The sequence below is a fragment of the Paraburkholderia unamae genome (assembly GCF_003096875.1).
GTDB lineage: Bacteria > Pseudomonadota > Gammaproteobacteria > Burkholderiales > Burkholderiaceae > Paraburkholderia > Paraburkholderia unamae.
In genome coordinates this window covers 280,644-304,756 of record NZ_QEOB01000007.1, presented here as the reverse complement: position 1 = coordinate 304,756, position 24,113 = coordinate 280,644, and the positions used below count along the sequence as shown (strand labels likewise).

At 65.8% G+C, this 24,113-nt stretch carries 21 protein-coding genes and 7 tRNA genes; 20 read left to right on the top strand and 8 right to left on the bottom strand.

Annotated features, from left to right (window positions below; all coding sequences use genetic code 11):
- Positions 1-20 precede the first annotated feature (20 nt).
- The 4 genes from C7402_RS17115 to C7402_RS17100 all read left to right on the top strand — a co-directional run bounded on the left by C7402_RS17115 (position 21) and on the right by C7402_RS17100 (position 4,656).
- Complete coding sequence (locus tag C7402_RS17115) at positions 21-1,058, top strand: microcin C ABC transporter permease YejB (protein WP_112172845.1); 1,038 nt, start codon at positions 21-23, stop codon at positions 1,056-1,058.
- 34 nt (positions 1,059-1,092) lie between these two features.
- The gene (locus C7402_RS17110; RefSeq protein ID WP_372460562.1) at positions 1,093-2,166 is read left to right on the top strand and encodes an ABC transporter permease; all 1,074 of its coding nucleotides are present in this window, start codon (positions 1,093-1,095) and stop codon (positions 2,164-2,166) included.
- 5 nt (positions 2,167-2,171) lie between these two features.
- Positions 2,172-3,782 (top strand): ABC transporter ATP-binding protein, encoded by a 1,611-nt coding sequence (locus C7402_RS17105; RefSeq protein ID WP_116611399.1) that lies wholly within the window; start codon positions 2,172-2,174, stop codon positions 3,780-3,782.
- 160 nt (positions 3,783-3,942) lie between these two features.
- Complete coding sequence (locus C7402_RS17100) at positions 3,943-4,656, top strand: C40 family peptidase (protein WP_112172842.1); 714 nt, start codon at positions 3,943-3,945, stop codon at positions 4,654-4,656.
- A 119-nt stretch (positions 4,657-4,775) separates the two neighbouring features.
- Here C7402_RS17100 and C7402_RS17095 read toward each other — a convergent pair whose 3' ends face one another.
- Complete coding sequence (locus tag C7402_RS17095) at positions 4,776-5,720, bottom strand: patatin-like phospholipase family protein (protein ID WP_116611398.1); 945 nt, start codon at positions 5,718-5,720, stop codon at positions 4,776-4,778.
- 516 nt (positions 5,721-6,236) lie between these two features.
- Here C7402_RS17095 and gltX point away from each other — a divergent pair.
- From gltX to C7402_RS17050, 9 genes are all read left to right on the top strand, one after another.
- The gene (gltX, locus tag C7402_RS17090) at positions 6,237-7,658 is read left to right on the top strand and encodes a glutamate--tRNA ligase (protein ID WP_116611397.1); all 1,422 of its coding nucleotides are present in this window, start codon (positions 6,237-6,239) and stop codon (positions 7,656-7,658) included.
- Between the two features lie 223 nt (positions 7,659-7,881).
- Positions 7,882-7,957, top strand: a tRNA-Ala gene (locus tag C7402_RS17085).
- Positions 7,958-8,022: 65 nt separating this feature from the next.
- Positions 8,023-8,098 (top strand) — tRNA-Glu (locus C7402_RS17080).
- A 75-nt stretch (positions 8,099-8,173) separates the two neighbouring features.
- Positions 8,174-8,250, top strand: a tRNA-Asp gene (locus C7402_RS17075).
- 71 nt (positions 8,251-8,321) lie between these two features.
- Positions 8,322-8,397, top strand: a tRNA-Glu gene (locus C7402_RS17070).
- A 79-nt stretch (positions 8,398-8,476) separates the two neighbouring features.
- Positions 8,477-8,553: transfer RNA gene (locus C7402_RS17065), tRNA-Asp, on the top strand.
- A gap of 58 nt (positions 8,554-8,611) precedes the next feature.
- A tRNA-Glu gene (locus C7402_RS17060) sits at positions 8,612-8,687 on the top strand.
- An 82-nt stretch (positions 8,688-8,769) separates the two neighbouring features.
- A tRNA-Asp gene (locus C7402_RS17055) sits at positions 8,770-8,846 on the top strand.
- Between the two features lie 189 nt (positions 8,847-9,035).
- Positions 9,036-9,500 carry a GNAT family N-acetyltransferase gene (locus tag C7402_RS17050; protein WP_112172935.1) on the top strand — a complete coding sequence of 155 codons (465 nt, stop codon included), beginning with the start codon at positions 9,036-9,038 and terminating at the stop codon, positions 9,498-9,500.
- A 2-nt stretch (positions 9,501-9,502) separates the two neighbouring features.
- Here C7402_RS17050 and C7402_RS17045 read toward each other — a convergent pair whose 3' ends face one another.
- Positions 9,503-10,366: an AraC family transcriptional regulator gene (locus C7402_RS17045; RefSeq protein ID WP_116611396.1), complete on the bottom strand. Its 864-nt coding sequence runs from the start codon at positions 10,364-10,366 to the stop codon at positions 9,503-9,505.
- A 167-nt stretch (positions 10,367-10,533) separates the two neighbouring features.
- Between C7402_RS17045 and C7402_RS17040 the strand changes: the two genes are divergently transcribed.
- Positions 10,534-10,941, top strand: a complete 408-nt coding sequence (locus C7402_RS17040; RefSeq protein WP_116611395.1) for a gamma-glutamylcyclotransferase family protein — start codon at positions 10,534-10,536, stop codon at positions 10,939-10,941.
- Between the two features lie 98 nt (positions 10,942-11,039).
- Here the strand turns inward: C7402_RS17040 and aceB are convergent, their stop codons facing one another.
- Complete coding sequence (gene aceB / locus C7402_RS17035; RefSeq protein ID WP_112172838.1) at positions 11,040-12,632, bottom strand: malate synthase A; 1,593 nt, start codon at positions 12,630-12,632, stop codon at positions 11,040-11,042.
- Between the two features lie 69 nt (positions 12,633-12,701).
- Entirely contained in the window at positions 12,702-13,481 is a 780-nt protein-coding gene (locus tag C7402_RS17030; RefSeq protein WP_116611394.1) for a haloacid dehalogenase type II, read from the bottom strand.
- 165 nt (positions 13,482-13,646) lie between these two features.
- Here C7402_RS17030 and C7402_RS17025 point away from each other — a divergent pair, with 165 nt between their 5' ends.
- Positions 13,647-14,549: a LysR family transcriptional regulator gene (locus C7402_RS17025; protein ID WP_112172836.1), complete on the top strand. Its 903-nt coding sequence runs from the start codon at positions 13,647-13,649 to the stop codon at positions 14,547-14,549.
- Between the two features lie 153 nt (positions 14,550-14,702).
- Complete coding sequence (locus tag C7402_RS17020; RefSeq protein ID WP_112172835.1) at positions 14,703-15,137, top strand: universal stress protein; 435 nt, start codon at positions 14,703-14,705, stop codon at positions 15,135-15,137.
- 299 nt (positions 15,138-15,436) lie between these two features.
- Here the strand turns inward: C7402_RS17020 and aceA are convergent, their stop codons facing one another.
- From aceA to C7402_RS17005, 3 genes are all read right to left on the bottom strand, one after another.
- On the bottom strand, positions 15,437-16,744 hold the full coding sequence (aceA, locus tag C7402_RS17015; RefSeq protein WP_116611393.1) for an isocitrate lyase: 1,308 nt from the start codon (positions 16,742-16,744) through the stop codon (positions 15,437-15,439).
- A 421-nt stretch (positions 16,745-17,165) separates the two neighbouring features.
- Complete coding sequence (locus C7402_RS17010; protein ID WP_116611392.1) at positions 17,166-18,878, bottom strand: DEAD/DEAH box helicase; 1,713 nt, start codon at positions 18,876-18,878, stop codon at positions 17,166-17,168.
- Positions 18,879-19,313: 435 nt separating this feature from the next.
- Positions 19,314-19,583 (bottom strand): acyl-CoA-binding protein, encoded by a 270-nt coding sequence (locus C7402_RS17005; RefSeq protein WP_112172832.1) that lies wholly within the window; start codon positions 19,581-19,583, stop codon positions 19,314-19,316.
- Positions 19,584-19,772: 189 nt separating this feature from the next.
- Here C7402_RS17005 and tsaB point away from each other — a divergent pair, with 189 nt between their 5' ends.
- The 4 genes from tsaB to C7402_RS16985 are packed head-to-tail and all read left to right on the top strand — an operon-like array spanning position 19,773 to position 23,161.
- The gene (tsaB, locus tag C7402_RS17000) at positions 19,773-20,597 is read left to right on the top strand and encodes a tRNA (adenosine(37)-N6)-threonylcarbamoyltransferase complex dimerization subunit type 1 TsaB (RefSeq protein WP_116611391.1); all 825 of its coding nucleotides are present in this window, start codon (positions 19,773-19,775) and stop codon (positions 20,595-20,597) included.
- A complete protein-coding gene (gene rimI, locus C7402_RS16995) occupies positions 20,594-21,088 on the top strand; it encodes a ribosomal protein S18-alanine N-acetyltransferase (RefSeq protein WP_116611390.1) in 495 nt (164 codons plus the stop codon). Before tsaB ends, rimI begins: the two co-directional genes overlap by 4 nt.
- On the top strand, positions 21,075-22,085 hold the full coding sequence (locus C7402_RS16990) for a uracil-DNA glycosylase (protein ID WP_116611389.1): 1,011 nt from the start codon (positions 21,075-21,077) through the stop codon (positions 22,083-22,085). Before rimI ends, C7402_RS16990 begins: the two co-directional genes overlap by 14 nt.
- Entirely contained in the window at positions 22,085-23,161 is a 1,077-nt protein-coding gene (locus C7402_RS16985) for a DUF1853 family protein (protein WP_116611449.1), read from the top strand. The genes C7402_RS16990 and C7402_RS16985 overlap by 1 nt, the downstream gene beginning before the upstream one ends.
- A gap of 52 nt (positions 23,162-23,213) precedes the next feature.
- Here C7402_RS16985 and thiD read toward each other — a convergent pair whose 3' ends face one another.
- Positions 23,214-24,020 carry a bifunctional hydroxymethylpyrimidine kinase/phosphomethylpyrimidine kinase gene (gene thiD / locus C7402_RS16980; RefSeq protein WP_116611388.1) on the bottom strand — a complete coding sequence of 269 codons (807 nt, stop codon included), beginning with the start codon at positions 24,018-24,020 and terminating at the stop codon, positions 23,214-23,216.
- Between the last annotated feature and the right edge of the window lie 93 nt (positions 24,021-24,113).

The window sequence follows — 24,113 nt, the reverse complement described above, 5'->3', positions numbered from 1 at the left end:
CACGACGGAAGCAACGAATCATGTGGAGCTACATCGTCAAACGCCTGCTGCTGATGATCCCGACGCTGCTCGGCGTGCTCACGCTGACTTTCGGCGTGATCCAGTTCGTGCCGGGTGGCCCTGTCGAGCAGGCCGTGCGCGAATTGCGGCGCGGCGCGGAGCAGGGCATGCCGTTCGGCATGCGCGCGCATTCGGGCGTGGACGCGCAGCAGATCGAACAGCTCAAGCAGCTCTACGGCTTCGACAAGCCGCCGCTGCAACGCTATTTCCTGATGCTCGGGCGTTTCGCGCGCTTCGATCTCGGGCAGAGCTATTTCCATCACCAGAGTGTGTGGTCGCTCATCATCTCCAAGCTGCCGGTGTCGATCAGCATCGGCCTCTGGACCTTCTTTCTCACGTACCTGATATCGGTGCCGTTGGGCATCGCCAAGGCGGTGCGCAACGGCTCGCGCTTCGATCTCGTGACGAGCCTCGTCGTGCTGGTCGGCTATGCGATTCCGGGCTTCGTGCTGGGCGTGCTCCTGCTCGTGCTGTTCGGCGGCGGCTCGTTCGTGCAGTTGTTCCCGCTGCGCAATCTCACCTCCGACAACTGGGACACGCTCTCGCTCGGCGGCAAGATTCTCGACTATCTCTGGCACATCACGCTGCCCGTGACGGCTTCGGTGGTGGGCAGCTTCGCCGTCACGACGATGCTCACGAAGAACGCCTTCCTCGAAGAGATCCGCCGCCAGTACGTGCTGACTGCGCGCGCGAAAGGGCTCTCGGAGCGCACGGTGCTCTGGAAGCACGTGTTTCGCAACGCCTTGCTGCCGCTCGTGGTCGGGTTCCCGGCCGCCTTCATCGGCGCGTTCTTCACGGGCAGCCTGCTGATCGAGACGCTCTTTTCGCTCGACGGCCTGGGGCTGCTTTCGTATGAATCCGTCGTGCGGCGCGACTATCCCGTCGTGCTCGGCACGCTGTATCTCTTCACGTTGATCGGACTGCTAACCAAGCTGATTTCCGATCTCTGTTACGTGTGGGTCGATCCCCGCATCCAATTCGAACAACTGGAGCGCTGAGTTGAACCGAGTCCGCACCGGCGCCGAGCCCGAACTGCGCACCGAGAGCGTGCGCGCCTTCAAATCCGCCACGCCCGCGCGCCGCGTGTGGCTGCGCTTCAAGCAGCAGCGCCTTGGCTACTGGAGCCTGATCGTGTTTCTCGTCGCGTTCGCGGCGAGCCTGGCCGGCCCGCTCTGGTGCAACGACAAGCCGATCGTCGTGCGCTACGAGGGGCATCTGTATTTCCCGTTGTTCAAGGACTATCCGGAGACGGCCTTCGGCGGCGACTTCCCCACGCCCGCCGACTATCTCGATCCGTATATCCGCCACCGCTTCGACGCGCCCGGCAACTTCGCGATCTACCCGCCGAACCCGTACTACTACGACACGCTCAATTACTTCGCGAAGGTGCCGAACCCCGCGCCGCCGTCGCGGCAAAACTGGCTCGGCACCGACGAGAGCGGCCGCGACCTGTTCGCGCGTTTGCTCTACGGCTTTCGCGTGTCGGTCGAGTTCGCCCTCGTGCTGACGTTCATCGGCACGCTGCTCGGCGTGCTGGCGGGCGCGGTGCAAGGGTACTTCGGCGGCAAGGTCGACATCATCGGACAGCGGCTCATCGAGATCTGGAGTTCGTTGCCCGAGCTTTACCTACTCATCATTTTCGCGGCGATCTTCGAGCCGGGCTTCGTGCTGCTGATCGTGCTGCTCTCGCTGTTCGGCTGGATCGGTCTGTCCGACTACGTGCGCGCCGAGTTCCTGCGCAACCGCAATCAGGATTACGTGCTCGCCGCGCGCGCGATGGGCCTGTCGAACTGGCAGATCATCTGGCATCACGTGCTGCCCAATAGCCTCACGCCCGTCATCACGTTCTTGCCGTTTCGCATGAGCGGCGCGATTCTCGCGCTCACGAGCCTCGACTTTCTGGGGCTGGGCGTGCCCGCACCCACGCCGAGCCTTGGCGAGCTGCTCGCGCAGGGCAAGCGCAATCTCGACGCGTGGTGGATCGCGCTGTCGACCTTCGGCGTGCTGGTCGCCACGTTGCTGCTGCTCACCTTCATCGGCGACGCACTGCGCAACGCGCTCGACACGCGCATCTCCGACGCCATGAAGGCCGGAGGCAACCAGTGAGCGCCATGCCTCAGGAGATCGCCGCGCCGCTGCTCTCGATCGAGCACCTGAACGTGCGCTTCGGCGAGACGCTCGCCGTGGACGACGTCACGCTCGCGATCGGGCGCGGCGAGCGCGTGGCGCTGGTGGGCGAATCGGGCTCGGGCAAGACCGTCACGGCGCTGGCGGTCCTGCGCCTGTTGCGCGACGCCGAAATCGCGGGGTCGATCCGTCTCGACGGTGACGATCTGCTCGCGAAAAGCGAGCGCGCGATGCGCGGCCTGCGCGGCAACGACATCGCGATGATCTTCCAGGAGCCGATGTCGGCGCTCAATCCGCTGTACACGATTGGCGAGCAGATTGCGGAGACGATCGTGCTGCACGACGGGGTCTCGAAGAAGGAGGCCTACGAGCAGGCGGTGGGGCTGCTCGAACGCACCGGCATTACCGAGGCGCGGCGGCGCGTGTGGAGCTATCCGCACCAGCTTTCGGGCGGCCAGCGCCAGCGCGTGATGATCGCGATGGCGCTCGCGTGCCGGCCGCGCCTGTTGCTCGCCGATGAGCCGACCACGGCGCTCGACGTGACGATCCGCGGTCAGATCGTCGACCTGCTGCTCGAACTCCAGCGCGAGGAGGCGGCGCGGCGCGGCATGTCGGTGCTGCTCATCACGCACGACCTGAACCTCGTGCGCCGCTTCGCGCAGCGCGTGGCCGTGATGGAGAAGGGCAAGCTCGTTGAGTCGGGCAGCGTGGAGCAGATTTTCGAGGCGCCGCAGCATGCGTACACACAGAGGCTCATCGCGAGCCGGCCCGAGCGCAATGTGTTGCCGGTGCTGCCGATCGCGCCGGTGCTATTGCAGGCGAAGGACGTGATCGTCGACTTTGCAACGAAGCTGCCGGGATTTCGCGGGTGGTGGCACAAGGGGCGCTATCGCGCCGTAAATGACGCGAACATCGCCGTGCGCCAGGGCGAGACGCTGGGCATTGTCGGCGAGTCCGGATCGGGAAAAACGACGCTTGCGATGGCGATGCTCGGGTTGCAGCGCACGGCCGGGGGCGTCGTCGAGTTCCAGGGGCGTCCGATCGCGAGCTATGAGGGGCGCGAGAAGCTGTCGTTGCGCTCGCACTTGCAGGTGGTCTTTCAGGATCCGTTCAGTTCGCTTTCACCGCGCCAGACCATCGAGCGCATCGTGGGGGAGGGGCTCGTGCTGCATCGGCCCGATCTTTCGGCCGAGGAGCGGCGCAAGCGCATCGTCGGCGTGCTGCGCGAAGTGGGCCTCGATCGCACGGTGCTGCAACGATACCCGCACGAGTTTTCGGGCGGGCAGCGTCAGCGCATTGCCATCGCGCGCACGCTGGTGCTGGAGCCGCGCGTGATCGTGCTCGACGAACCGACCAGTGCGCTGGACGTGTCGATCCAGCAGCAGGTGTTGCGATTGTTGACGGATTTGCAACGCAAGTACAACCTGGGCTATGTGTTCATCAGTCACGATCTCGAAGTGATCGGGGCGATGGCGCACCGGGTGGCGGTCATGCAAAACGGGGCGATTGTCGAGGCCGGAGACATTTCGAACATCTTCGATAGCCCCGCGCATCCTTACACTCGAAAATTACTGAAAGCCGCGTTCGATCGCTGAGCTTTGGCGGAACTTTAGTGTGGATTTCGGTGAAATTCACCAATGAAGTGCGCATCGCGATTGAATTTTTCTATTTGTTTTGACACACAAATACTTACTGGCTAGTATCGTCCAAACTTTTCTACTAACTCCCTGATTTACGGGCAATTTCTACCGACCCATGCAGCACGGATACCTGACCCAGGCTTGTACGCGCGTCGTCGCCGGGATGTTCATCGGCGTCCTAATGGCAGCAGCTCCCGGCGCGTTCGCCGACGAAGTCAGCAGCTTTAGCCAGAATGCCTCATTTTCGCCGAGCAACACGGCGAATTCGCAGTCCCTTCCCGCGATCCAGAACGCACTTCAGAACGCCAATCAGGCGGCGCCGGCAGCAGCTCCGGCTCCGTCCGAAGGCGGCGCGAAGGCGTTTCTTTCCGGCATGGCCGGAAAGGCCGGTGACGTCGTTGTCGGCGCACTCAACATGATTGGCGTGCGTTACCGCTGGGGCGGCAACACGCCGGACTCCGGCCTCGATTGCAGCGGCTTCGTGCGCTACGTGTTCCAGGACACGCTCGGCATGTCGCTGCCGCGCCGCGCCGAGGAAATGAGCCGCGTGGGCGAGAAGGTGAGCATGAGCAACCTGAAGCCGGGCGACCTCGTGTTCTTCAACACGATGCGCCGCACGTTCTCGCACGTCGGCATCTATATCGGCGACAACAAGTTCGTGCATTCGCCGTCCACGGGCAGCACGATCCGTGTCGACGACCTTGACGACGGCTATTGGGAAAAGCGTTTCACGGGGGCTCGCCGTGTCGAGACCTCGTTCACGCCGGACCAGCAGCAAAGCCTCAAGCAGCGTGTGAGCGCCCAGTTCGACAGCAACGGCGGCAATTGATCGCGTGCTTGTAGCGCGTGCGGTAAGCCTTCGCAGCTAGCCCGTACCAGCGAATAAAAAAGCCTGCTTCGAAAGAAGCAGGCTTTTTGCGCTTGAGTCGCCACGTTCGTCGCGTGCGACTACGCCGCGACGCGCGCGGCAGCCAGCTTGCGGTCGAGTTCCGGCATGATGCGCGCCGCCGCTTCCTCGCCCGCCAGGATCGCCGCGTTGCGCTGCGTGAAGTCGCTGCTCGACATGGCGTTGAGGTTCGGGCGGATCACGACGTCGGCGTACTTGTCGAGCTCATAGGTCTTGATCGTCTGGCCCATGATCGTGAAGGTCTGCATCAGCACGTCGAACTGGCTCAGCGTCGAGGCGGTTTCCGGGCGCGCCGAGATGTCCACGGCGATCACGAAGTCGGCGCCCATCTTGCGCGCGAACGCGGCCGGCACGGGGCTCACAAGGCCGCCGTCCACATACTCGTGGCCCGCGATCTTCACCGGCTCGAAAATCGACGGAATGCTGCACGACGCGCGCACGGCGATGCCCGTGTTGCCGCGCTGGAACAGGATGGGCTGGCCTGTGCGCAGGTCGGTGGCGACCACGCCGAGCGGCCTCGCCATCTTCTCGATGGGGCGATCTCGCAGCGTCGTGTTCAGGTAGTTTTGCAGCGCGACGCCTTGCAGCAGGCCGCGCGTGCGAAACGGCATGGCCCAGTCGCTGATCGAGGCTTCGTCCATCGTCAGCGCGAGCTTGTTGAGCGCGAAACCGTTCATGCCCGAGGCGTACAGCGCAGCCACGACCGAGCCCGCGCTCGTGCCGACGACAAAGTCCACCTGCACGTTGCGCGCTTCCAGCGCCTTGATCACGCCGATGTGCGCAAAGCCGCGCGCCGCGCCGCCGCCGAGCGCGAGTCCCACGCGCAGCGGTCGCTGCGGCTTGGCGACGGGCGGTGGCGGCACGGTGGTGACGGGCGGCGTGACGTTGGCCGTCTGCGTGCCCGCGGTCGTGCAGGCGGCAAGGACGGTGGAGGCGGCCGCGAGCGAAAAGTGGCGGCGGCCCAGAGAGGGCGATGACTGCTTCAAGAAGGTTCTCCATGTGGCCCGAGCCTGCCGAGTGGTCGACACCAGGTCGACGAGCGGCGCGGTGCCCCGGTCTCTCTCGCGCGTGCGGCCGAGTGACTGTGTTTGCGCGCGCGGCGCCGCATCTTGTTGGCAAGTGGCGGCGCGCCGACATCATAAGGCAAAGGGCGGCGGGTTTTGCGAGCGTGCATGTAACGCGATGTGTCGGCGCATGATGGCGCGCATCGCTTCCTGCGAACGCATGGACGAAGGTATGGGACAGACGCCAGGACGCCATGTGCTGGTAGCGGCCGCCCGCGCCGGACTTTCCCTCGGGCCGAAGCCGCGTGCGGCGGGTATAATCCGGTCTCTAATTTTCCCGGATTTCCGTTCGCGCGCGCCCGGCTGCGCGCCCCGGCGCCCGCGCGCTTCAGGCGCGAGCCGAATGCGCCGCGAACCCTGGCTGTCCGCCGCCGCCGTTGCTGCCTTCATCGCCAGCGTCGCGCGCCGCCGGCCGGCACCGTCTTCGAGTAATCGCCCATGACCACGACTCCCGTCCGTACCCGTTTCGCGCCGAGCCCGACCGGCTTCATCCACCTCGGCAATATCCGCTCCGCGCTTTACCCCTGGGCGTTCGCGCGCCACAACGAGGGCGTCTTCGTGCTGCGGATCGAGGACACTGACCTCGAGCGTTCGACCTCGGAGTCGGTCGATGCGATTCTCGAAGGCATGGCGTGGCTCGGCCTGAATTTCGACGAAGGCCCGTTCTACCAGATGCAGCGCATGGACCGGTATCGCGAAGTGCTCAAGGAGATGGAGCAGAACGGCCTCGTGTACCCGTGCTACATGTCGACCGAAGAGCTCGACGCGCTGCGCGAGCGCCAGCGCGCCGCCGGCGAGAAGCCGCGCTACGACGGCACGTGGCGTCCGGAGCCGGGCAAGGTGCTGCCCACGCCGCCCGAAGGCGTGCAGCCCGTGCTGCGCTTCCGTAATCCGCTTACGGGCGTGGTGGCATGGGAGGACGCCGTGAAGGGTCGCGTCGAGATCTCGAACGAAGAACTCGACGACCTCGTGATCGCACGCCCGGACGGCACGCCGACCTACAACTTCTGCGTGGTCGTGGACGACCTCGACATGAAGATCACGCACGTGATTCGCGGCGACGACCACGTGAACAACACGCCGCGCCAGATCAACATCCTGCGCGCGCTCGGCGCCGAGCCGCCGGTCTACGCGCACCTGCCCACCGTGCTCAACGAGCAGGGCGAGAAGATGAGCAAGCGTCACGGCGCGATGAGCGTGATGGGCTATCGCGATGCCGGCTATCTGCCGGAGGCCGTGCTCAACTATCTCGCGCGTCTGGGCTGGTCGCACGGCGACGCCGAAGTGTTTACGCGCGAGCAGTTCGTCGAGTGGTTCGATCTCGACCATCTCGGCAAGTCGCCGGCGCAGTACGACCACAACAAGCTCAACTGGCTCAACAACCACTACCTGAAGGAAGTGGACCACGCGCGCCTGGCCGAACTCTCGAAGCCGTTCTTCGCGGCGCTCGGCGTGGACGAGGCGGCGCTCGCGAACGGCCCGTCGCTCGAAGGCGTGGTGGCGCTCTTCAAGGATCGTGCGAACACGATCAAGGAGATCGCCGAGAGCGCGATGATGTTCTATCGCGAGCCGCAGCCGGAAGCGGACGCGCTTGCGCAGCATCTGACCGACGCGGTGCGTCCGGCGCTTGCCGATCTCGCCGCGGCGCTCAAGGCCGCCGAGTGGACGAAGGAGGGCGTCTCCGCCGCGCTCAAGGGCACGCTTGCCACGCACAAGCTCAAGATGCCGCAGCTTGCGATGCCGGCCCGTCTGCTGGTGGCGGGGACGACGCATACGCCGTCGGTGGATGCGGTGCTCGTGCTGTTCGGCCGCGATGCCGTGGTGAGCCGCCTGGAGAAGGGCATTTCGGGCGCCAACTAAATTATTTGAAGAATTTTTCGCTCGGGCCCTAGCGCCCGGGCGGGAGTTCTTGTAGTATTCGGGCTCCGTTGAATACGGAGCGCGAGAAGCAGCAAATCTCACGCAAAGAGCGGCAGAATCGGGCAACGAAGTTTCAAGAAAACCTCGAAGCGCTACAAAAAACGATTCAAAAGCTCTTGACGAAAGCGAAATTGATGTTTATAATCTCGCTTCTGTTCTGCAAGGGGGTATAGCTCAGCTGGGAGAGCGCTTGCATGGCATGCAAGAGGTCAGCGGTTCGATCCCGCTTACCTCCACCAACAGAACAAGCAGTTGGCAGGATCAGGCAGTAAAGTGTGGTAGCGGCATTATCTGAAAAGATCATGTCCCCTTCGTCTAGAGGCCTAGGACATCACCCTTTCACGGTGAGTACAGGGGTTCGAATCCCCTAGGGGACGCCAGACATGAGCGGCGTCAATGAGATTGGCGAAGCATCGGGTGGAAGTCAGTCGACATCCATCTGATTGTGTCGAGTTGGAGCGGTAGTTCAGTTGGTTAGAATACCGGCCTGTCACGCCGGGGGTCGCGGGTTCGAGTCCCGTCCGCTCCGCCAGAACGAGCCCGTTCAGAAACTGTGAGCGGGCTTTTTAGTTAAAGTGACGATTACAGGCGAAAGCCCGTGTTGTCCCCTTCGTCTAGAGGCCTAGGACATCACCCTTTCACGGTGAGTACAGGGGTTCGAATCCCCTAGGGGACGCCAAATTAAAATGCGGCGCCAAAGCAGTGTGGCGACGCCGCCAGCGGGAATCAACCGACGCCCGCAGGTTGAGCAGCAAGCTGGAGCGGTAGTTCAGTTGGTTAGAATACCGGCCTGTCACGCCGGGGGTCGCGGGTTCGAGTCCCGTCCGCTCCGCCAGATTCAAAGTCGTTCAGTCGTATCGGACGGATTGCAGTTCAAGGCGAAAGCCTGTGTTGTCCCCTTCGTCTAGAGGCCTAGGACATCACCCTTTCACGGTGAGTACAGGGGTTCGAATCCCCTAGGGGACGCCAAATAAAAATGCGGCGCCAAGAAAGTCATGCGGCGACGCCGCCAACGGGAATCGACCGACGCCCGTAGGTTGAGCAGCAAGCTGGAGCGGTAGTTCAGTTGGTTAGAATACCGGCCTGTCACGCCGGGGGTCGCGGGTTCGAGTCCCGTCCGCTCCGCCAGAATAAAGCCCGTTGGATACGTCCAACGGGCTTTTTCTTTTTCCGCAGACTTTTCCCCGCTGCGTTCCTGATGTTTTCCTGATCCTTTCCCTACACGCTATTTCTGCCCGTCGTACGGACAATCTGCGATTGCCGGGCGCTGCGCGTTATCGTAGCGTTGTCGAAACCTACGTTTCCCTGCTTGCCGACATGTTCGCACCGAACGACATTCCGTCGCGTTTCCAGTTGCGCCACGCCACCATGGACGATTTCGAATTCGCCGAGGCGCTCACGCGCAACAACATGGGCGGCTACTACCTGCGGCATCACCTCGTCTGGCGCGGCGATCTCTTTCTGGCGAGCTATCGAGAATCCGAAAACTTCATTCTCGAACTCGATGGCGATGCGATCGGCGTGCTGCGCGTGACGCAGGAGGGCGACTCGCTGCACATTCGCGACGTGCAGATCGCGCAAGGGTACCGAGGCAATGGCGCAGGGACGTTCCTGCTCGACATCTCGCATCAGTGGGCGCGCGAGCGCGGCCTGCGCGAGCTGCAACTGCGCGTGTTCGTCGATAACCCGGCGGCGCGTCTTTATCTGCGCATGGGTTACCGCGTGGCGGGGCCGCGGCTTGCGCGCCTTGGCTCGATCCGCCATATGACGCGGCTGGTCTGAATTTATGGCGTAGCGTCGCGCGTCGCGGCCACGGAGTCTTCGGGTTCGTCCTCTTCCCGTTCGCCTGCGCCGCGGGCGATGAAGGCACGCGGGCTCTCGCCGAAGGCGCGGCGAAACATCGCCGAAAACGCGCTCTGGCTCTGGTAGCCGAGCTCCTGCGCCACGATGGCCATCGGCCGCCCCTGGTTGAGTAGTGGAATCGCGCGCGCGAGGATCGCTTGCTGGCGCCACTGCGAGAAGCTCACACCCAGTTCCTGGCGAAAGAGCCGCGCGATCGTGCGGGTGCTCGCACCCACGTGAGCGGCCCAGTATTCGAGCGAGCCCGGTCCCGCCGGGTCGGCGATCAGCGCCTCGCACAGCGCGCGCAAGCGCTTTTCCTCGGGCATTGGCACCGCGAGCGGCAGCGGGGCCGAGCGCGTGATCTCGTCGAGCGCCAGCGTGCCGAGCAGGCGCTCGCGCGCCGGCGTGATGCCCCGTTCGTCGAGTGCCGCGATCGTCTCGCGCAGCAGGCCCGAGACCTCGACCACGCGGCACGCGTCCAGTCCGGGTGGAATCACCGAACCGTCGACGTAGAGCGTGCGCAGGAAGGCGTCCTCGACGATCACGACCTCGTGCGTCACATACGGCGGCACCCAGATCGCGCGCGAGGGCGGCACCATCCACGTCGTACCGGGCGTCGCCATGCGCAGCACGCCGCGCGACGAATAGGCGAGCTGCGCCCACGCATGCGTGTGCAGCGCGATGGAGATGCCGGCCGGCATGGGGCGCGAGCGCACGCGAATGGGGTGCGTGGGCGTGGGCGCGAACTCGGGCGGAATATCGATCAGCTCGGCGCGGGGTGAATGGGCGAGAGGGTCCTGAGACATGGCCTGATGCGGGGGAAGGGCGAGCTGGCGGACTCATTGTAGACGCCTCGCGGCGATCCGGCTCGCGTGCGGAGGATCGGGCCGCGCACGGCGCGCGCCGGGGCATAATGTCGCCGAAACGGCAGCGAGCTCGTGTCCGGCGAGCCGCCTTGAAGGAGCAAAACGCCATGAAATACGTGTTCGTCTACGGCACACTGCGCGCGGGCGAGATCAACGACATCAACCTCGCCGCGGATCGCCACGCCATTGCGCGGCCGCGCCATCTCGGTCTCACGCGGCTAGCGGGCCGCCTGTTCGACTTCGGGAGTTATCCGGGAATGGTGACCGAGGCCGCCGATGCGCAATCGACGGTGGTGGGCGACGTCTATGAAATCGACGATGCGCTGCTGCCCGTGCTCGACGAGATCGAACAGGTCTATCCGGGCGTCGATGGTTTGTTCATTTCGAAGGAAGTGAACATCGAAGTGCAGGGCGAACGCATTGCCTGCCTTTACTATCCGGTCGCGCCTGGCGCCATCGCCGGACGCCCCGAGATCGAAAGCGGCGACTGGGTCGCGCACCGGCTGGCGCGCTGAGTTTGCGCTGAGTGCGCCGTGCGTGAAAGCACCAAGGCCCGGCGGACTTGCGTCCGCCGGGCCTTTTTCATCGGCTGATCGTTAGCTCTGCCGATCGATCAGATTTCTTCGTAAAGCGGCAGCGTCAGGAATTCGACGAAGTTATCCGCCGTCGACATCTGCTCGAAGATCTGCGCGGCGCGCTCGTAGGTCTTCGTGTCCCCGCCGACCGAAGCCTTGACCTTGTCCAGCTCCTGCGGAATCAGCTCGCGCACGTATTCGGCCGTGACCTTGCGGCCGTCATCGAGCTTGCCCTTGGGCGTGCGGATCCACTGCCACACCTGCGAGCGCGAGATTTCGGCGGTGGCTGCGTCTTCCATCAGGTTGTGGATCGGCACGCAGCCATTGCCCGCGAGCCACGAGCCCAGGTAGTGGATGCCCACGTTGATGTTGTTGCGCAGGCCCGTTTCGGTGATCGGCGCTTCCGGACGGAAGTCGAGCAGGTCCTTGCCCGCGACGTTCACGTCGGGGCGCTGCTTGCCGATCTGGTTCGGCTTGTCGCCGAGCACCTTCACGAACTCTTCCATCGCGATGGGCACGAGGCCCGGGTGCGCAACCCAGCCGCCGTCGTAGCCGTCGGTTGCGTCGCGCGCCTTGTCCGAGCGCACGCCGGCCATGGCCTTGTCGTTGGCGGCCGCGTCGTTCTTGATCGGGATGAGCGCGCTCATGCCGCCGATCGCCGGGGCGTTGCGCTTGTGGCAGGTCTTGAGCAGTTCGAGCGCATAGGCGCGCATGAACGGCACCGTCATCGTGATCTGCGAGCGGTCGGCGAGGCAGAAGTCCTTGTCGTTCTTGAACTTCTTGATGGCCGAGAAGATGTAGTCCCAGCGGCCGGCGTTCAGGCCCGAGCTATGCTCGCGCAGTTCATAGAGGATTTCGTCCATCTCGAACGCGGCGAGGATCGTCTCGACCAGCACCGTCGCGCGGATCGTGCCGCGCGGGATGCCCACGCCTTCCTGCGCCGCGACGAAGATGTCGTTCCACAGGCGCGCTTCGAGGTGGCTTTCCATCTTCGGCAGATAGAAGTACGGGCCGCTGCCGCGCGAAATCAGTTCCTTCGCGTTGTGGAAGAGGTAAAGCGCGAAGTCGAAGATGCCGCCGGAAACGCGCTGACCGTCCACCGTCACGTGCTTCTCGTCGAGGTGCCAGCCGCGCGGACGCACGATCAGCGTCGCGGTCTTGTCGTTGAGCTGGTAGGTCTTGCCGTTCTGCTCGAGCGAAATCGTGCGGCGCACGGCGTCCTTGAGGTTGAGCTGGCCGACGATCTGGTTTTCCCAGTTCGGCGAGTTCGAGTCCTCGAAGTCGGTCATGTACGAATCCGCGCCCGAGTTCAGCGCGTTGATGATCATCTTGCGCTCGACCGGGCCCGTGATCTCCACGCGGCGGCATTCGAGGTCCTTCGGCAGCGCCGCGATCTTCCAGTCGCCTTCGCGGATGGATTGGGTGTCGGCAAGAAAGTCGGGGCGCTCGCCGGCGTCGAGGCGCTTGGTGCGCTCGACGCGTGCCTTCAGCAGTTCCTGGCGGCGCGGCTCGAATGCGCGGTGCAGCTTTGCGACGAGTTCGAGCGCTTCGGGCGTGAGGATCGTTTCGAAGCCGGGCTGGATGTCAGCCGTGATCTGCATGCCTTGCGGCAGTTGCAACGTGTTCGCCATTTTCTTGCTCCTTGGTCGGTCAGATTGTGAATGCGTGGTTGTTATGGCTGCGTCGTGCGAGGCGTGCCGTCATGCGCCCGGGCTGGGGCGAGGGCGGCTTCGCCCGGCGGGCGCAGCGGTTTCGATAAAGGCGGCGAGTTCTGCCATGCCGCCGCCGGTGCCGTGCGGCGCGACGCCGAGTTCCTCGGCGGGCAGCCGCTGGCGATTGATCCAGAACGTGGTGTAGCCGAACCAGCCCGCGCCCGCGGCGTCCCAGCCGTTCGACGAGACGAACACCATCTCGCCGGGCGCGGCGTCGAAGGCGGTCGTGCCGAGCGCGTACGCGGCGGCGGCGGGCTTGTAGGCGCGCACGGCGTCGACGGAGAGCACGTGGTCGAACAGGCCGCTCATACCGGCGCTTTTCACGGCGATGTCGAGCATCTGCGGATTGCCGTTCGAGAGGATGGCGAGGCCCGTGCGCGTGCCGTTTTCGTGCGGCTCGCGCAGGCGGCGCAACACGGGCAGCACGTCGGGGAACGCGGACAGGCACGCGTATTCGTCCATCAGACGCTTTTCGCCCGCGCCCGTGAGCGGCAGGTTCAGGCGGCGCGCGGCGTAGCGCAGCGCGTCGAGCGTGATGTCCCAGAACGGGCGGTAGCGCGCGCCGGCGGGGTCCGAGAGCGTGCGCAGCTGCGTGTATTCGATCTGCTTCAGACGCCAGAGCTGCGAGAGCGCTTCGCCCTGGCCTGGAAACATCTGCTCGGCGGCAGCGACGACCGAGTGCACGTCGAACAGCGTGCCGTACGCGTCGAAAATCACTGCCTTGGGAAAGGAGATTGCGGTTGCGAGTGGTGTCGTTGTGGCCGACATAGCCTTGCACTCCATCTTCAGAGGTCGAGGTCGATTGTATTCATGAGTCGTATCACTGAAAAAGGCGGGATTGATCACTTGATCTTTTACTTTTACCCACCTAATCTGGCGACCTGATTTGTCTTTCCCTCTATTTCTGTTGCTCAGTGCCGGTATTGCCCACCCATGGACCGCTTCAAGCAGATCGAAACCTTCGTGACCGTGGCTGCCAAGGGCAGCCTTTCCGCCGCCGCCCAGGCCGAGGGTGTGGCGCCCGCCATCATCGGCCGGCGCATCGACGCGCTGGAGGAACGCCTTGGCGTGAAGCTGCTCGTGCGCACCACGCGGCGCATCACGCTCACCTTCGAAGGCTCCGCGTTCCTCGAGGACTGCCAGCGCATCATTCACGACATGCAGAACGCCGAGGCGAGCGTGTCGGCGGGCGGCGTGAAGGCGAGCGGGCACTTGCGCGTGTCGGCGCCGGCCGGCTTCGGCAGGCGGCATGTCGCACCGCTCGTGCCCGATTTCACGGTCGCGCACCCGGATGTGACGCTCACGCTCGATCTGTCGGACCGGCTCGTCGATCTCGTCAATGAAGGTTTCGATTGCGCGGTGCGTCTGGGCGAACTGCCCGATTCGTCCCTGGTTTCGCTCAAGCTTGGCGAGAACCGCCGCGTGTGCGTGGCCGCGCCCGCGTATCTCTCGCGGCGCGGCCAACCCGACACGCCCGCCGATCTCGCGCGCCACAACTGCCTCGCGTTCGGCGCGAGCGCGAACCAGCAGCGCGGCTGGGCATTCCAGCAGGACGGCAAGGTGATGTCGATCCGCGTGGGGGGCACGATGGAATGCTCGGACGGCGCGGTGCTGCACGAATGGTGTCTCGCAGGCCACGGACTTGCGTGGCGCTCGTGGTGGGAAGTCGGGGAGGACATCGCTGCGGGCCGGCTCGTGAGCGTGCTCGACGCATTCGCGGCGCCGCCCATCGGCATTCATGCCGTGTTTCCGCAGCGTAGGCATCTGCCGCTGCGCGTTCGCCTCTTTCTCGACTATCTCAAGCATACCTACGGTCAACCCGGTTACTGGGGATAGGGGCCGCGCTGCGTGTTTCCGATATCCGGGATGACCCGCACGCACGGCTTGCGCGGTTTTTTCGCGCACTACAATCGACCTGGGGGGCTTTGCGCACGCCAGCGCGAGACGCCGCCTGACTTGCCCATCATCCGCCAGACCACGGAGGGCGCCATGTTCAAGCACATCCTTGTTCCGACCGACGGCTCGGAGCTGTCGAAGAAGGCGATCGACGGCGCGATCGACCTCGCCCGCACGGTCGGCGCGCGCGTCACGGCTTACGCGTGCCTGCCGCAGTACCCATACTCGCCTTATGCCGACGTGGTGATCGAGCCGCCCGGCGACTTCCAGACGCGCAGCGAGCGCGAGGCGCGCGTGCATCTACAGGAAATCGAGGCGGCGGCACGCAACGCGGGCGTGAGCTGCGAGAGCCGCACGAGCGTGCATCCATCGCCGTATCTCGGCATCATCGAAGCCGCCGAAGCGGGCGGCTGCGACGTCATATTCATGGCCTCGCACGGGCGGCGCGGGCTCGGCAGCCTGTTGATCGGCAGCGAAACGCAGCGCGTGCTCACCCATACGAAGATTCCGGTGATCGTGTACCGCTAGGTTGGGGCCGGGTGGCGGGTCCGCAGACGCGACGAAGCACATGGCCCTGCACGCCCGGTGCGTTGGCTGGGCGTGCCGCGAGCCGGATTCTGTCCGGCGCGCGCGGCCTGTGTCTTTCTTGTTGTCGCTGCTCCCTGCTTGCTACCACCTGCCGCTTCCGCTTCTACGGCTTCTCCCTGAAACGCCTTGCGGCGCGCGCATGCCGCGCCGTTGGGCGGCCGACGCGCCCCGCCAAGGTAACGCGCGCCGGCTGCCGTCTCGTGCGCGGCGGCTTGCGCCTGCCGTTGCTGCCGGTGGTCTTACGCCACCTTCTTGTCGAAGAACTGTTCGTCTTCGGTCGACCCGTGCAGGGCGGTCGTCGACGCGTCGCGCTCGACCGTCTGCGTCACGGCGTCGAAGTAACCCGTGCCCACTTCGCGCTGGTGCTTCACGGCGGTGAAGCCCTTTTCGGCGGCGGCGAACTCGGCCTGCTGGAGCTCGACGAACGCGCTCATGTTCTGGCGCGCATAGCCGTGCGCGAGGTTGAACATCGAGTAGTTCAGCGAGTGGAAGCCCGCGAGCGTGATGAACTGGAACTTGTAGCCCATCGCGCCCAGCTCGCGCTGGAACCGGGCGATGGTCGCGTCGTCGAGGTTCTTCTTCCAGTTGAACGACGGCGAGCAGTTGTACGAGAGCAGCTTGCCCGGGAACTGCTTGTGGATCGCTTCGGCGAACTTCTTCGCGAACTCGAGATCCGGCTTGCCTGTCTCGCACCAGATCATGTCGGCGTACGGCGCGTAGGCGAGGCCGCGCGCGATCGACTGTTCGAGACCGTTGCGCGTGCGGAAGAAGCCTTCCACCGTGCGCTCGCCGGTAAGGAACGGCTTGTCGTTGTCGTCGATGTCCGAGGTCACGAGGTCGGCGGCTTCGGCGTCGGTGCGGGCGAGCAGCACGGTCGGCACGCCGCAGACGTCGGCGGCCAGGCGCGCGGCCGTGAGCTTGGCGATGTTCTCGCGCGTCGGCACGAGCACCTTGCCGCCCATGTGGCCGCACTTTTTCACCGAAGCGAGCTGGTCTTCGAAGTGCACGCCTGCCGCGCCCGCTTCGATCATCGCCTTCATCAGTTCGAACGCGTTGAGCACGCCGCCGAAGCCCGCCTCGGCGTCGGCCACGATCGGCTGGAAGAAGTCGGTGTAGCCTTCGTCGCCGGGATTCTTGCCTTCGGACCACTGGATCTGGTCGGCGCGCGTGAGTGTGTTGTTGATGCGCTTGACGACCTGCGGCACCGAATTGGCCGGATAGAGCGACTGGTCGGGGTACATTTCGCCCGCGAGATTGGCGTCGCCCGCGACCTGCCAGCCGGACAGATAGATCGCCTTGAGGCCGGCCTTCACCTGCTGCATGGCCTGGTTGCCCGTGAGCGCGCCCAGTGCGTTGATGAACGGCTCGGTGTTCACGCCTTTCCAGAGCTTCTCGGCGCCGAGCTTCGCGAGCGTGTGCTCCGGCTGGATCGAACCGCGCAGGCGCACGACGTCTTCAGCGGTGTAGTTGCGCTTGATGCCCTTCCAGCGCGGATCGGTTTCCCATTGCTGTTGGAGTTGCTGGGCTTGCTGTTGACGTGTCGACATGGCGTGCTCCTTCGTTTACCGGATAAGTGGATCGCTGATACCGAACGGCTGAACCGCTTGAATCTCAAGAAACGAAGGCGCCGGGACTGGATTTGGGCGTTTCGTTTCGCTAACTCTTATATAAGAGTCTAGGCAAATCGATCGGCCGGCAACAGGCAGGCAAGGTGCTTTTTTCGATGTTTTTATTTTAATAAAATCAATTATTTACACTGTTAGTTTTGCAATGTGAAAAGTGATTTTCCATCTTGCAATCAGGCGCTTTGTGCCACGCAGCACGATTTTTTACGAAGCAAAAAAATTTTTTATATCGTGAAATTTGCGTGGAAATAAAAAAAGACCGGTGCCTGGGCACCGGTCCTTGAGCATTTCGCTGCGGCGGCGGGGCGGCTCGAAGGCCGCGCCACACGCCGTTGTCGGTTATTTAGCTGTCGCGACGTGCGCCACGCGGGCCGTCGTTGCGGCGCGCGCCGTAACCGCCACCGCCTTCGCGCGAGCGGCCGTAGCCTTCGCGTTGCTGGCTGTAGCCGCCGCGGTTGCCTTCGCCGCTGCGCGAGCCGCCGCCGAAGCCGCCTTCACGCGAACCGTAGCCGCCTTCACGGGCGCCATAGCCGCCACGCGAGCCTTCCGGCTTGTTGCCCCAGCTGTTGCCGTTGCGATCGCCACCGTTGCCGCCATTGCCGCCGCGTGCGCCGTAGCCGCCCGGCTTGCCGTTGCCGCCACCATTGCCGAAGCGACGGCCACCGCCGTTGCCACCGCCAGGACGGCCGCGGCCACCGAAGCCTCGGTTGGCCGGCGGTGCCTTGCGCGGCTCGAAGCCTTCCACGACGTTCACGGGCAGCGGCGAGCGCACGAAGCGCTCGATGCGCTTGAGCGCGCCTTGCTCGGCGTGATGCACGAGGCTCACCGCCACGCCCGAGCGGCCTGCACGGCCGGTACGGCCGATACGGTGCACGTAGTCTTCGGCGAACTTCGGCAGGTCGTAGTTGAAGACGTGCGTGATGCCGGGGATGTCGATGCCACGCGCCGCGACGTCGGTCGCGACGAGCACGCGCACGCGACGCTCGCGCAGGGCGCGGATCGTGCGGTTACGCGCGCCTTGCGGCAGGTCGCCGTGCAGCGCGGCGCTTTCGAAGCCGGCGTCGGCAAGCTTGCCGGCCAGCTGGTCGGCGTCCATCTTCGTTGCCGTGAAGACGATGGCCTGGTCGAGGCTCTCGGCGCGCAGCAGATGGTCGAGCAGACGGTCCTTGTGATCGCGGTCGTCCACGTAGTGCACGGTTTGCGCGATGTTCGAGTTCGCTTCGACCTTGCGCACGATCTCGATACGCTCCGGGTCCTTCAGCAGGCGACCCGTGATCGACGCGATCTTGCCGTCGAGCGTGGCCGAGAACAGCATCGTCTGACGCGATTCGGGCGTGGCGGCCACGATCGTGTCGATGTCGTCGATGAAGCCCATGTCGAGCATGCGGTCGGCTTCGTCGAGCACGAGCATCTTGAGTTCGGACAGATCGATACGGCCGCGCTCGAGGTGATCGAGCAGACGGCCCGGCGTCGCCACGAGGATCTCGGGGTTCTTCGCGAGCAGCATCAGTTGCTGGCCATAAGCCACGCCGCCGAGAATGCTGACGGTGCGCAGACGGCGCAGGTGCTGGCCGTACGTCGAAGCGGCCGTCGTCACCTGCATGGCGAGCTCACGCGTGGGCGTGAGGACGAGGAGGCCGGGGCGCGCCACGGGTTGCGGGCGGCGCTGGCGGCGATCGCCTTGCTGGCTGTTCGCGCCTTGCGGACGCGGCTCGCGCGGCTGGGCGGCCTGGGCCTTTTGAATCTGGGCAAAGCGCTCGATGGCGGGCAGCATGAATGCTGCGGTCTTGCCCGAACCGGTCGGGCTGGAGACCAGCAGGTCGCGGCCGGCGATCGCGGCAGGAATGGCGCGTTCCTGCACGGGCGTCGGAGCCTTGTAGCCCGCCGCGGTCAGCGCGGAGACGATCTCCGGCGACAGACCGAGCGATGCGAACGTCGGACCCGTGGGGGTGTCGGCGGCTTCTTGCACAGGCGCTTCAGCGCTGGCAGCGGCGTCGAGACCGAGGGCGTCGTTGGCGATCGCGTCGAGGGGGCTTTGGGTATTGCTCGAAGTCATGAAAATCCTTGGTACACAGGAAATAGAACGTCGGCGCCAATCGGCATACCCAAGTCGTCGGATTTTGCGAACAAATCGAAAAACGGGGGCAATCCGCACACATCCGCGGATTTTCGTTAGAAGCTGTTTTGGGTGCGACCAAGGCCGGGATTGGCCAGTCGCCAGCCTGATTCTTGACGGCCCGAAAACAGGGCCACGGCAGGGGGGGACAGGTTCTAAACTGGATTGGAGCTTAACGCTACGTGGCGTTGCGCTGATCGAACTGGCGACCGGAGCAGCAACGCAGCGCAGATTATATCTCGTTTTGTTGCGTCGCGCCAGAACAATATGCCGCAGGGGGCGGGCGGCGCAAGAGGAGGCGGGCGGGACGGCGTGCGCTCACGCGGCCCGCCCCGTGGGGGCGGCTAAGGGGAAACTGCGGGACCCGCGTGGAGATCAGCTCGTGGCGCCGCTCTTGAGCGACTCGACGAGCTCGACATACTGCTGCTTCGCCGTATCCTGCGCCGTGCCTTGCAGGGCGGCCCACGCGTCGTACTTGTATTTGCCGACGATATCGGTGAAGCCGGGCTTGTCGCCGTGCACGTCGCCTTCGGTTGCCTGCTTGAAGAGCGCGTACAGACGCAGGAGCGTCAGGTTGCCGGGACGCTCCGGGAGTTGCTGCACGTCTTGCTGGGCTTGCGCGAACAGGGCGTTCACATCGCTCATGGTCTTTTTCTCCGCATGTTGATTCAGGTCTGCGCCGATGGTAGCAGCGCAACCCGGCGAAAGGCTGGAGCGATTCCTCCACTCGGGGCGCGAACGCATGGGCGCTCGCGCCCCTCCACGCGATGGCGTGTGCGCCGCATGGCGAGCGGCGGGGGCCCGCGCGGGGGGCGGGGCATTACAATAGCGCTCATGAATGAAACCGTGCTGCTTGCCCTCGATACCTCGACCGAATATTGCTCGGTCGCGCTGCTTCGCGTCGCCCCCGGCGCCGCGCAGGCTTCCCCCTCCGCCGGTGGCACAACCGCCCTCGAGCCCACCGCCGGGTCGCGCTCCGAAGTGAGCGTTTGGGTGCGCCACGAGGCCACTGGCGCGGTGTCCAGCACGCGCCTCTTGCCGGCCATTGGCGAGTTGTTCGAAGAAGCCGGGCTGACGCTCGCCGACTGCGACGCGATTGCGTTTGGTGCGGGGCCGGGCTCGTTCACGGGGCTGCGCACCGCAACGGGCGTGGCTCAGGGGCTCGCGTTCGGCCTCGATATTCCGGTGGTGCCGGTGGGCACGCTGCTCGTGTGCGCGGAAAGCGCGCGGCTGCGCGACCCCGGCGCCACACGCGTGCTGGCCGCGCTCGACGCGCGCATGGACGAAGCCTACTGGGCCGACTACGCCTGGGACGCCGAAGCCGGCGACTGGCGCACGCTGCAAGGCGCGTCGCTCGACGCGCCCGAGCGCATCCTCGCCCCCGAGGAGCCCTTCACGCTGGCGGGCAACGCGGCCGCCGCGTTCGGCGCACGGCTGAGCGCCGCCGCTGCCGCGCGCACCGTCGACGGCGAGGCGCTGCCGCATGCGCTGCCGCTCGCCCACGCGGCGCTGCGCGCGTATCACGCGGGTCGCACGCAACGCGCCGACCAGGCCGCGCCCGAATACGTGCGCAACAAGGTCGCTCAAACCACGGCCGAGCGTCTGGCCGCGAAGGCCGGGGCACAGCCAGGCGGGACCGGTGGCGAGGGCTCACGATGAGCGGCGTGCTCATGACGGAGCGCTATCTGTCGCCGATGACCGAGAGCGATCTGGATGAGGTCGTGATCGTCGAGCGGTTGGCTTACGAGTTTCCGTGGTCGCGCGGCAACTTCGAGGACTCGCTGCGCAACGGCTACTACGGCCTGTGCATGCGCCACGTCACGGGCACGCTGATCGGTTATTGCGTGCTGATGCCGGTGGTGGACGAGATGCATCTCCTGAACCTGTGCGTGGCGCCTCCGGCGCAAGGTGTGGGCGCGGGCCTCGCGATGCTGCGCGAGGCGGTGCGCATTGCGCACACGCAGGGGCTCGAAGGGCTGCTGCTCGAGGTGCGGCCGTCGAATCATCGCGCGATCCGCCTGTACGAGCAGTTCGGGTTCGTCACGATCGGCCGTCGCAAGAACTACTATCCGGCGCGGCATCACAGCCGCGAGGACGCACTCGTGATGCGTTTTTCTTTTGCAGGGGAGGGCGCGGATGCCGCTCGATGAGATCGCGCTGGAGGAGTTAGGGCTCGCGCCGCGCTGGGTGCGCAAGGGCGCACAGACTGCCGTGGCGGCGCTACCGGCGTCAGTCGAAGTGGCTGCCGAAGCCGCTGGCGAAGCGATAGCCGTTGCGCCGCCGATCGCGCGCGAGGCCGCGCCTGAACCGACGCGCTCGCGCGTCGAAGCGCCGGTCGCACAGGCTGCGACACCGGTTGCCGCGCCGCGTGAAACCGTCGCGCAACAGGCCGATCCATTGCCGGCGCCCGAAGCGGCCGCGCGAGCCGCGCCCGGCGTGAAGGCGGCGCCGCTTTCTTCCGACGAACCGCCGCCCTTCACCGAAGACGATTTCGCCTGGTTCGACAGTGTCGCCGAGCCGGCGTTGCCGCACGACGCTGCAGGCGCGCAGTCGAACAGCGCCGCGCGCGACGACGTTGCGACGCTCGACTGGGACGCGCTCGCCGGGCGCGTTGCGTCGTGCACGCGCTGCCGCCTGTGCGAGAAGCGCACGAACACCGTGTTCGGCGTGGGCGACCGCGAGGCGGAATGGATGCTGATCGGCGAGGCGCCCGGCGAAAACGAGGACCGCCAGGGCGAGCCCTTCGTCGGCCAGGCGGGCAAGCTGCTCGACAACATGCTGCGCGCACTCTCGCTCGCTCGCGGCGAGAACGTCTACATCGCGAACGTCATCAAATGCCGGCCGCCCGGCAACCGCAATCCCGAGCCCGATGAAGTCGCGCGCTGCGAGCCGTATCTGCAACGTCAGGTGGCGCTCGTGAAGCCGAAGATCATCGTCGCGCTCGGCCGCTTCGCGGCGCAGAGCCTGCTCAAGACCGACGGCAGCATCGCGTCGCTGCGCGGACGCGTGCATGAGTACGAAGGCGTGCCCGTCATCGTCACCTACCACCCCGCGTATTTGCTGCGCAGTCTCCAGGACAAAGCGAAGGCCTGGGCCGATCTCTGTCTTGCGCGCGATACGTGGCGCGCGGCGTCCGGCGGCGACTGATGAACGCCGCGCGGCCGGCGGACGCATCCGGTGCCGCAGGCGAGGGCGGGCCGCTCGACGCCGCCCGCGCTGTCGAGCCCGCCAGCCGCGACGCACTCGACACCCTCACCGATTGGGCCGTGCGCGATCTCGCATGGCTGCTCTTCAGCGCCGATCTGTTGCGCGCACAACCGCCCTTGGCCCCGCTCGCGCAGCTGTGGGCCGATGCTGGGGGACCGGACGCCGCGCGCGACTGGCTCGTCCGGCTCGATCGCGATCCCGCGCGTTTGCACGAAGCGCTTGCCGCCGCGCCGACCACGCGACTCGGGCGCTATGCCGAAAACCTGCTTGGCTGGTTTCTCGCGAACGGTCCTGCCGCGCGGCTCGTTGCGCAGAATGTGGCGCTGCGCCACGCGGGGCGCACGCTGGGCGAGTGCGATTTTCTCGTGCAGTCGCGCTCGGGTGAACGCCTGCATTGGGAACTGGCGGTGAAGTTCTACCTGCACGTGGGGGCGGGTGACGCGGGCGCATCGCTTGCGGATTACGTGGGACCGAATCTGCGCGATCGCTTCGATCTGAAGCTCGCCCATCTGCGAGAACATCAACTACGCCTGACCGAGCGTGAAGAGTTCGCTTCGCTCGGTCTCGGTGGTCCGTGGCCCGCGCAGATGCTCGTGAAGGGCAGGCTCTTTTATCGCGCGGGAGAGGTCATGCCGTCACCCGTGCAAGACGCCCCGGAGCTTGCCGCCGATCACGGGCGCGGCTGGTGGGTGACGCGTTCGGAGTGGCCGGCATTCGCGCAGCGGCAAGCGGCCAGTGGCTGGTGTGCGCTGCCAAGGCTCGCGTGGCTCGCTCCGCGTACGCTGCCGCGCGACGCGGCGCAGCCGGGAGGCGACGCCATCTTGACGGCGCTCGCCGCTCCGGCGGACCCCGAAACGCTACTCGCGGCGCTCACCCGGCCGCACGACCCGGCGCTCGTCGCCGCCTTCATGGCTGACAGCGCGGGCGGTTATCGCGAGTGCTCGCGCGGCTTCATCGTTCCTGACGACTGGCCCGAACTCGCGGCCGAATACGCGCGTCAACAAGACCGGCGATAAGCCCGTCAACAAGCCCGTCAACAAGCCCGTCAACAAGCGAGCGCGATCTCGCTCACCACCAGCGCCAGAAATGATGCACCGGCCCGACGCCGTGGCCGACGTCGAGGCGCTGGCTCGCTTCGAGCGCCGCAGTCAGATACTGCTTGGCCTCGCCGACCGCCGGCGCGAGCGCCCCGCGTTGCGGCCAGAGCGCCGCGATCGCGGAAGAAAGCGTGCATCCCGTGCCGTGCGTATTGGTGACCGGCACGCGCGGGCCGCCCAGGCGCAGCGTGCCGCCCGCTTCGATCAGCCAGTCGGGACTGTCCTGGCTGCCGAGGTGGCCGCCTTTCATCAGCACGGCCTGCGCGCCGAGCGAGCGCAGCGCTTCGCCTTGTTCGACCATGGCCGCTTCGTCGGTGGCGGGCGCCACGCCGAGCAGCGCGGCGGCTTCCGGCAGATTCGGCGTGACGATGCCCGCGAGCGGCAGCAACTCGTCGCGTAGGGCGGCCACGGCCTCGGGTGCGAGCAGCGCGTGGTTGCTCTTCGAGATCATCACGGTGTCGAGCACGACGCGCGGCGGGCGGTGGCGGCGCAGCGCATCGGCCACGGCGCGCACGATCGAGGCGTTCGCGAGCATGCCGATCTTCACGGCGTCAATGCGGATGTCGTCGAACACGGCGTCGAGCTGGGCGGTCACGAAGTCCGCGTCGGGCGCGTGGATCGCGGTGACGCCGCGCGTATTCTGCGCGGTGAGCGCCGTGATGACGCTCGCGCCGTAGGCGCCGAGTGCGGAGAGCGCCTTGAGGTCGGCCTGAATGCCGGCGCCGCCGCCCGAGTCGGAGCCGGCGATCGTGAGGACGTTGAAAATCGGTGAGTTCATGGCAGCGTCAGGTGCGCGTCGCGCGCGGCGGGTTTGGACGGCCCAGCCGCGCGTGCGCAGGAAAGAGTCGGTTCGGCAAACGCGGCGGGCGGC

Excerpts from the sequence above, each read along its gene's own strand:
- C7402_RS17045 (WP_116611396.1), bottom strand. The coding sequence starts at position 10,366 with ATGTCTCAGGACCCTCTCGCCCATTCACCCCGCGCCGAGCTGATCGAT.
- C7402_RS17100 (WP_112172842.1), top strand. The coding sequence starts at position 3,943 with ATGCAGCACGGATACCTGACCCAGGCTTGTACGCGCGTCGTCGCCGGG.
- C7402_RS17025 (WP_112172836.1), top strand. The coding sequence starts at position 13,647 with ATGGACCGCTTCAAGCAGATCGAAACCTTCGTGACCGTGGCTGCCAAG.
- C7402_RS17040 (WP_116611395.1), top strand. The coding sequence starts at position 10,534 with ATGAAATACGTGTTCGTCTACGGCACACTGCGCGCGGGCGAGATCAAC.
- C7402_RS17010 (WP_116611392.1), bottom strand. The coding sequence starts at position 18,878 with ATGACTTCGAGCAATACCCAAAGCCCCCTCGACGCGATCGCCAACGAC.
- aceA (WP_116611393.1), bottom strand. The coding sequence starts at position 16,744 with ATGTCGACACGTCAACAGCAAGCCCAGCAACTCCAACAGCAATGGGAA.
- C7402_RS17050 (WP_112172935.1), top strand. The coding sequence starts at position 9,036 with ATGTTCGCACCGAACGACATTCCGTCGCGTTTCCAGTTGCGCCACGCC.
- tsaB (WP_116611391.1), top strand. The coding sequence starts at position 19,773 with ATGAATGAAACCGTGCTGCTTGCCCTCGATACCTCGACCGAATATTGC.
- gltX (WP_116611397.1), top strand. The coding sequence starts at position 6,237 with ATGACCACGACTCCCGTCCGTACCCGTTTCGCGCCGAGCCCGACCGGC.
- thiD (WP_116611388.1), bottom strand. The coding sequence starts at position 24,020 with ATGAACTCACCGATTTTCAACGTCCTCACGATCGCCGGCTCCGACTCG.
- rimI (WP_116611390.1), top strand. The coding sequence starts at position 20,594 with ATGAGCGGCGTGCTCATGACGGAGCGCTATCTGTCGCCGATGACCGAG.
- C7402_RS17115 (WP_112172845.1), top strand. The coding sequence starts at position 21 with ATGTGGAGCTACATCGTCAAACGCCTGCTGCTGATGATCCCGACGCTG.
- C7402_RS17005 (WP_112172832.1), bottom strand. The coding sequence starts at position 19,583 with ATGAGCGATGTGAACGCCCTGTTCGCGCAAGCCCAGCAAGACGTGCAG.
- C7402_RS16990 (WP_116611389.1), top strand. The coding sequence starts at position 21,075 with ATGCCGCTCGATGAGATCGCGCTGGAGGAGTTAGGGCTCGCGCCGCGC.
- aceB (WP_112172838.1), bottom strand. The coding sequence starts at position 12,632 with ATGGCGAACACGTTGCAACTGCCGCAAGGCATGCAGATCACGGCTGAC.
- C7402_RS17020 (WP_112172835.1), top strand. The coding sequence starts at position 14,703 with ATGTTCAAGCACATCCTTGTTCCGACCGACGGCTCGGAGCTGTCGAAG.
- C7402_RS17030 (WP_116611394.1), bottom strand. The coding sequence starts at position 13,481 with ATGTCGGCCACAACGACACCACTCGCAACCGCAATCTCCTTTCCCAAG.
- C7402_RS16985 (WP_116611449.1), top strand. The coding sequence starts at position 22,085 with ATGAACGCCGCGCGGCCGGCGGACGCATCCGGTGCCGCAGGCGAGGGC.
- C7402_RS17105 (WP_116611399.1), top strand. The coding sequence starts at position 2,172 with ATGCCTCAGGAGATCGCCGCGCCGCTGCTCTCGATCGAGCACCTGAAC.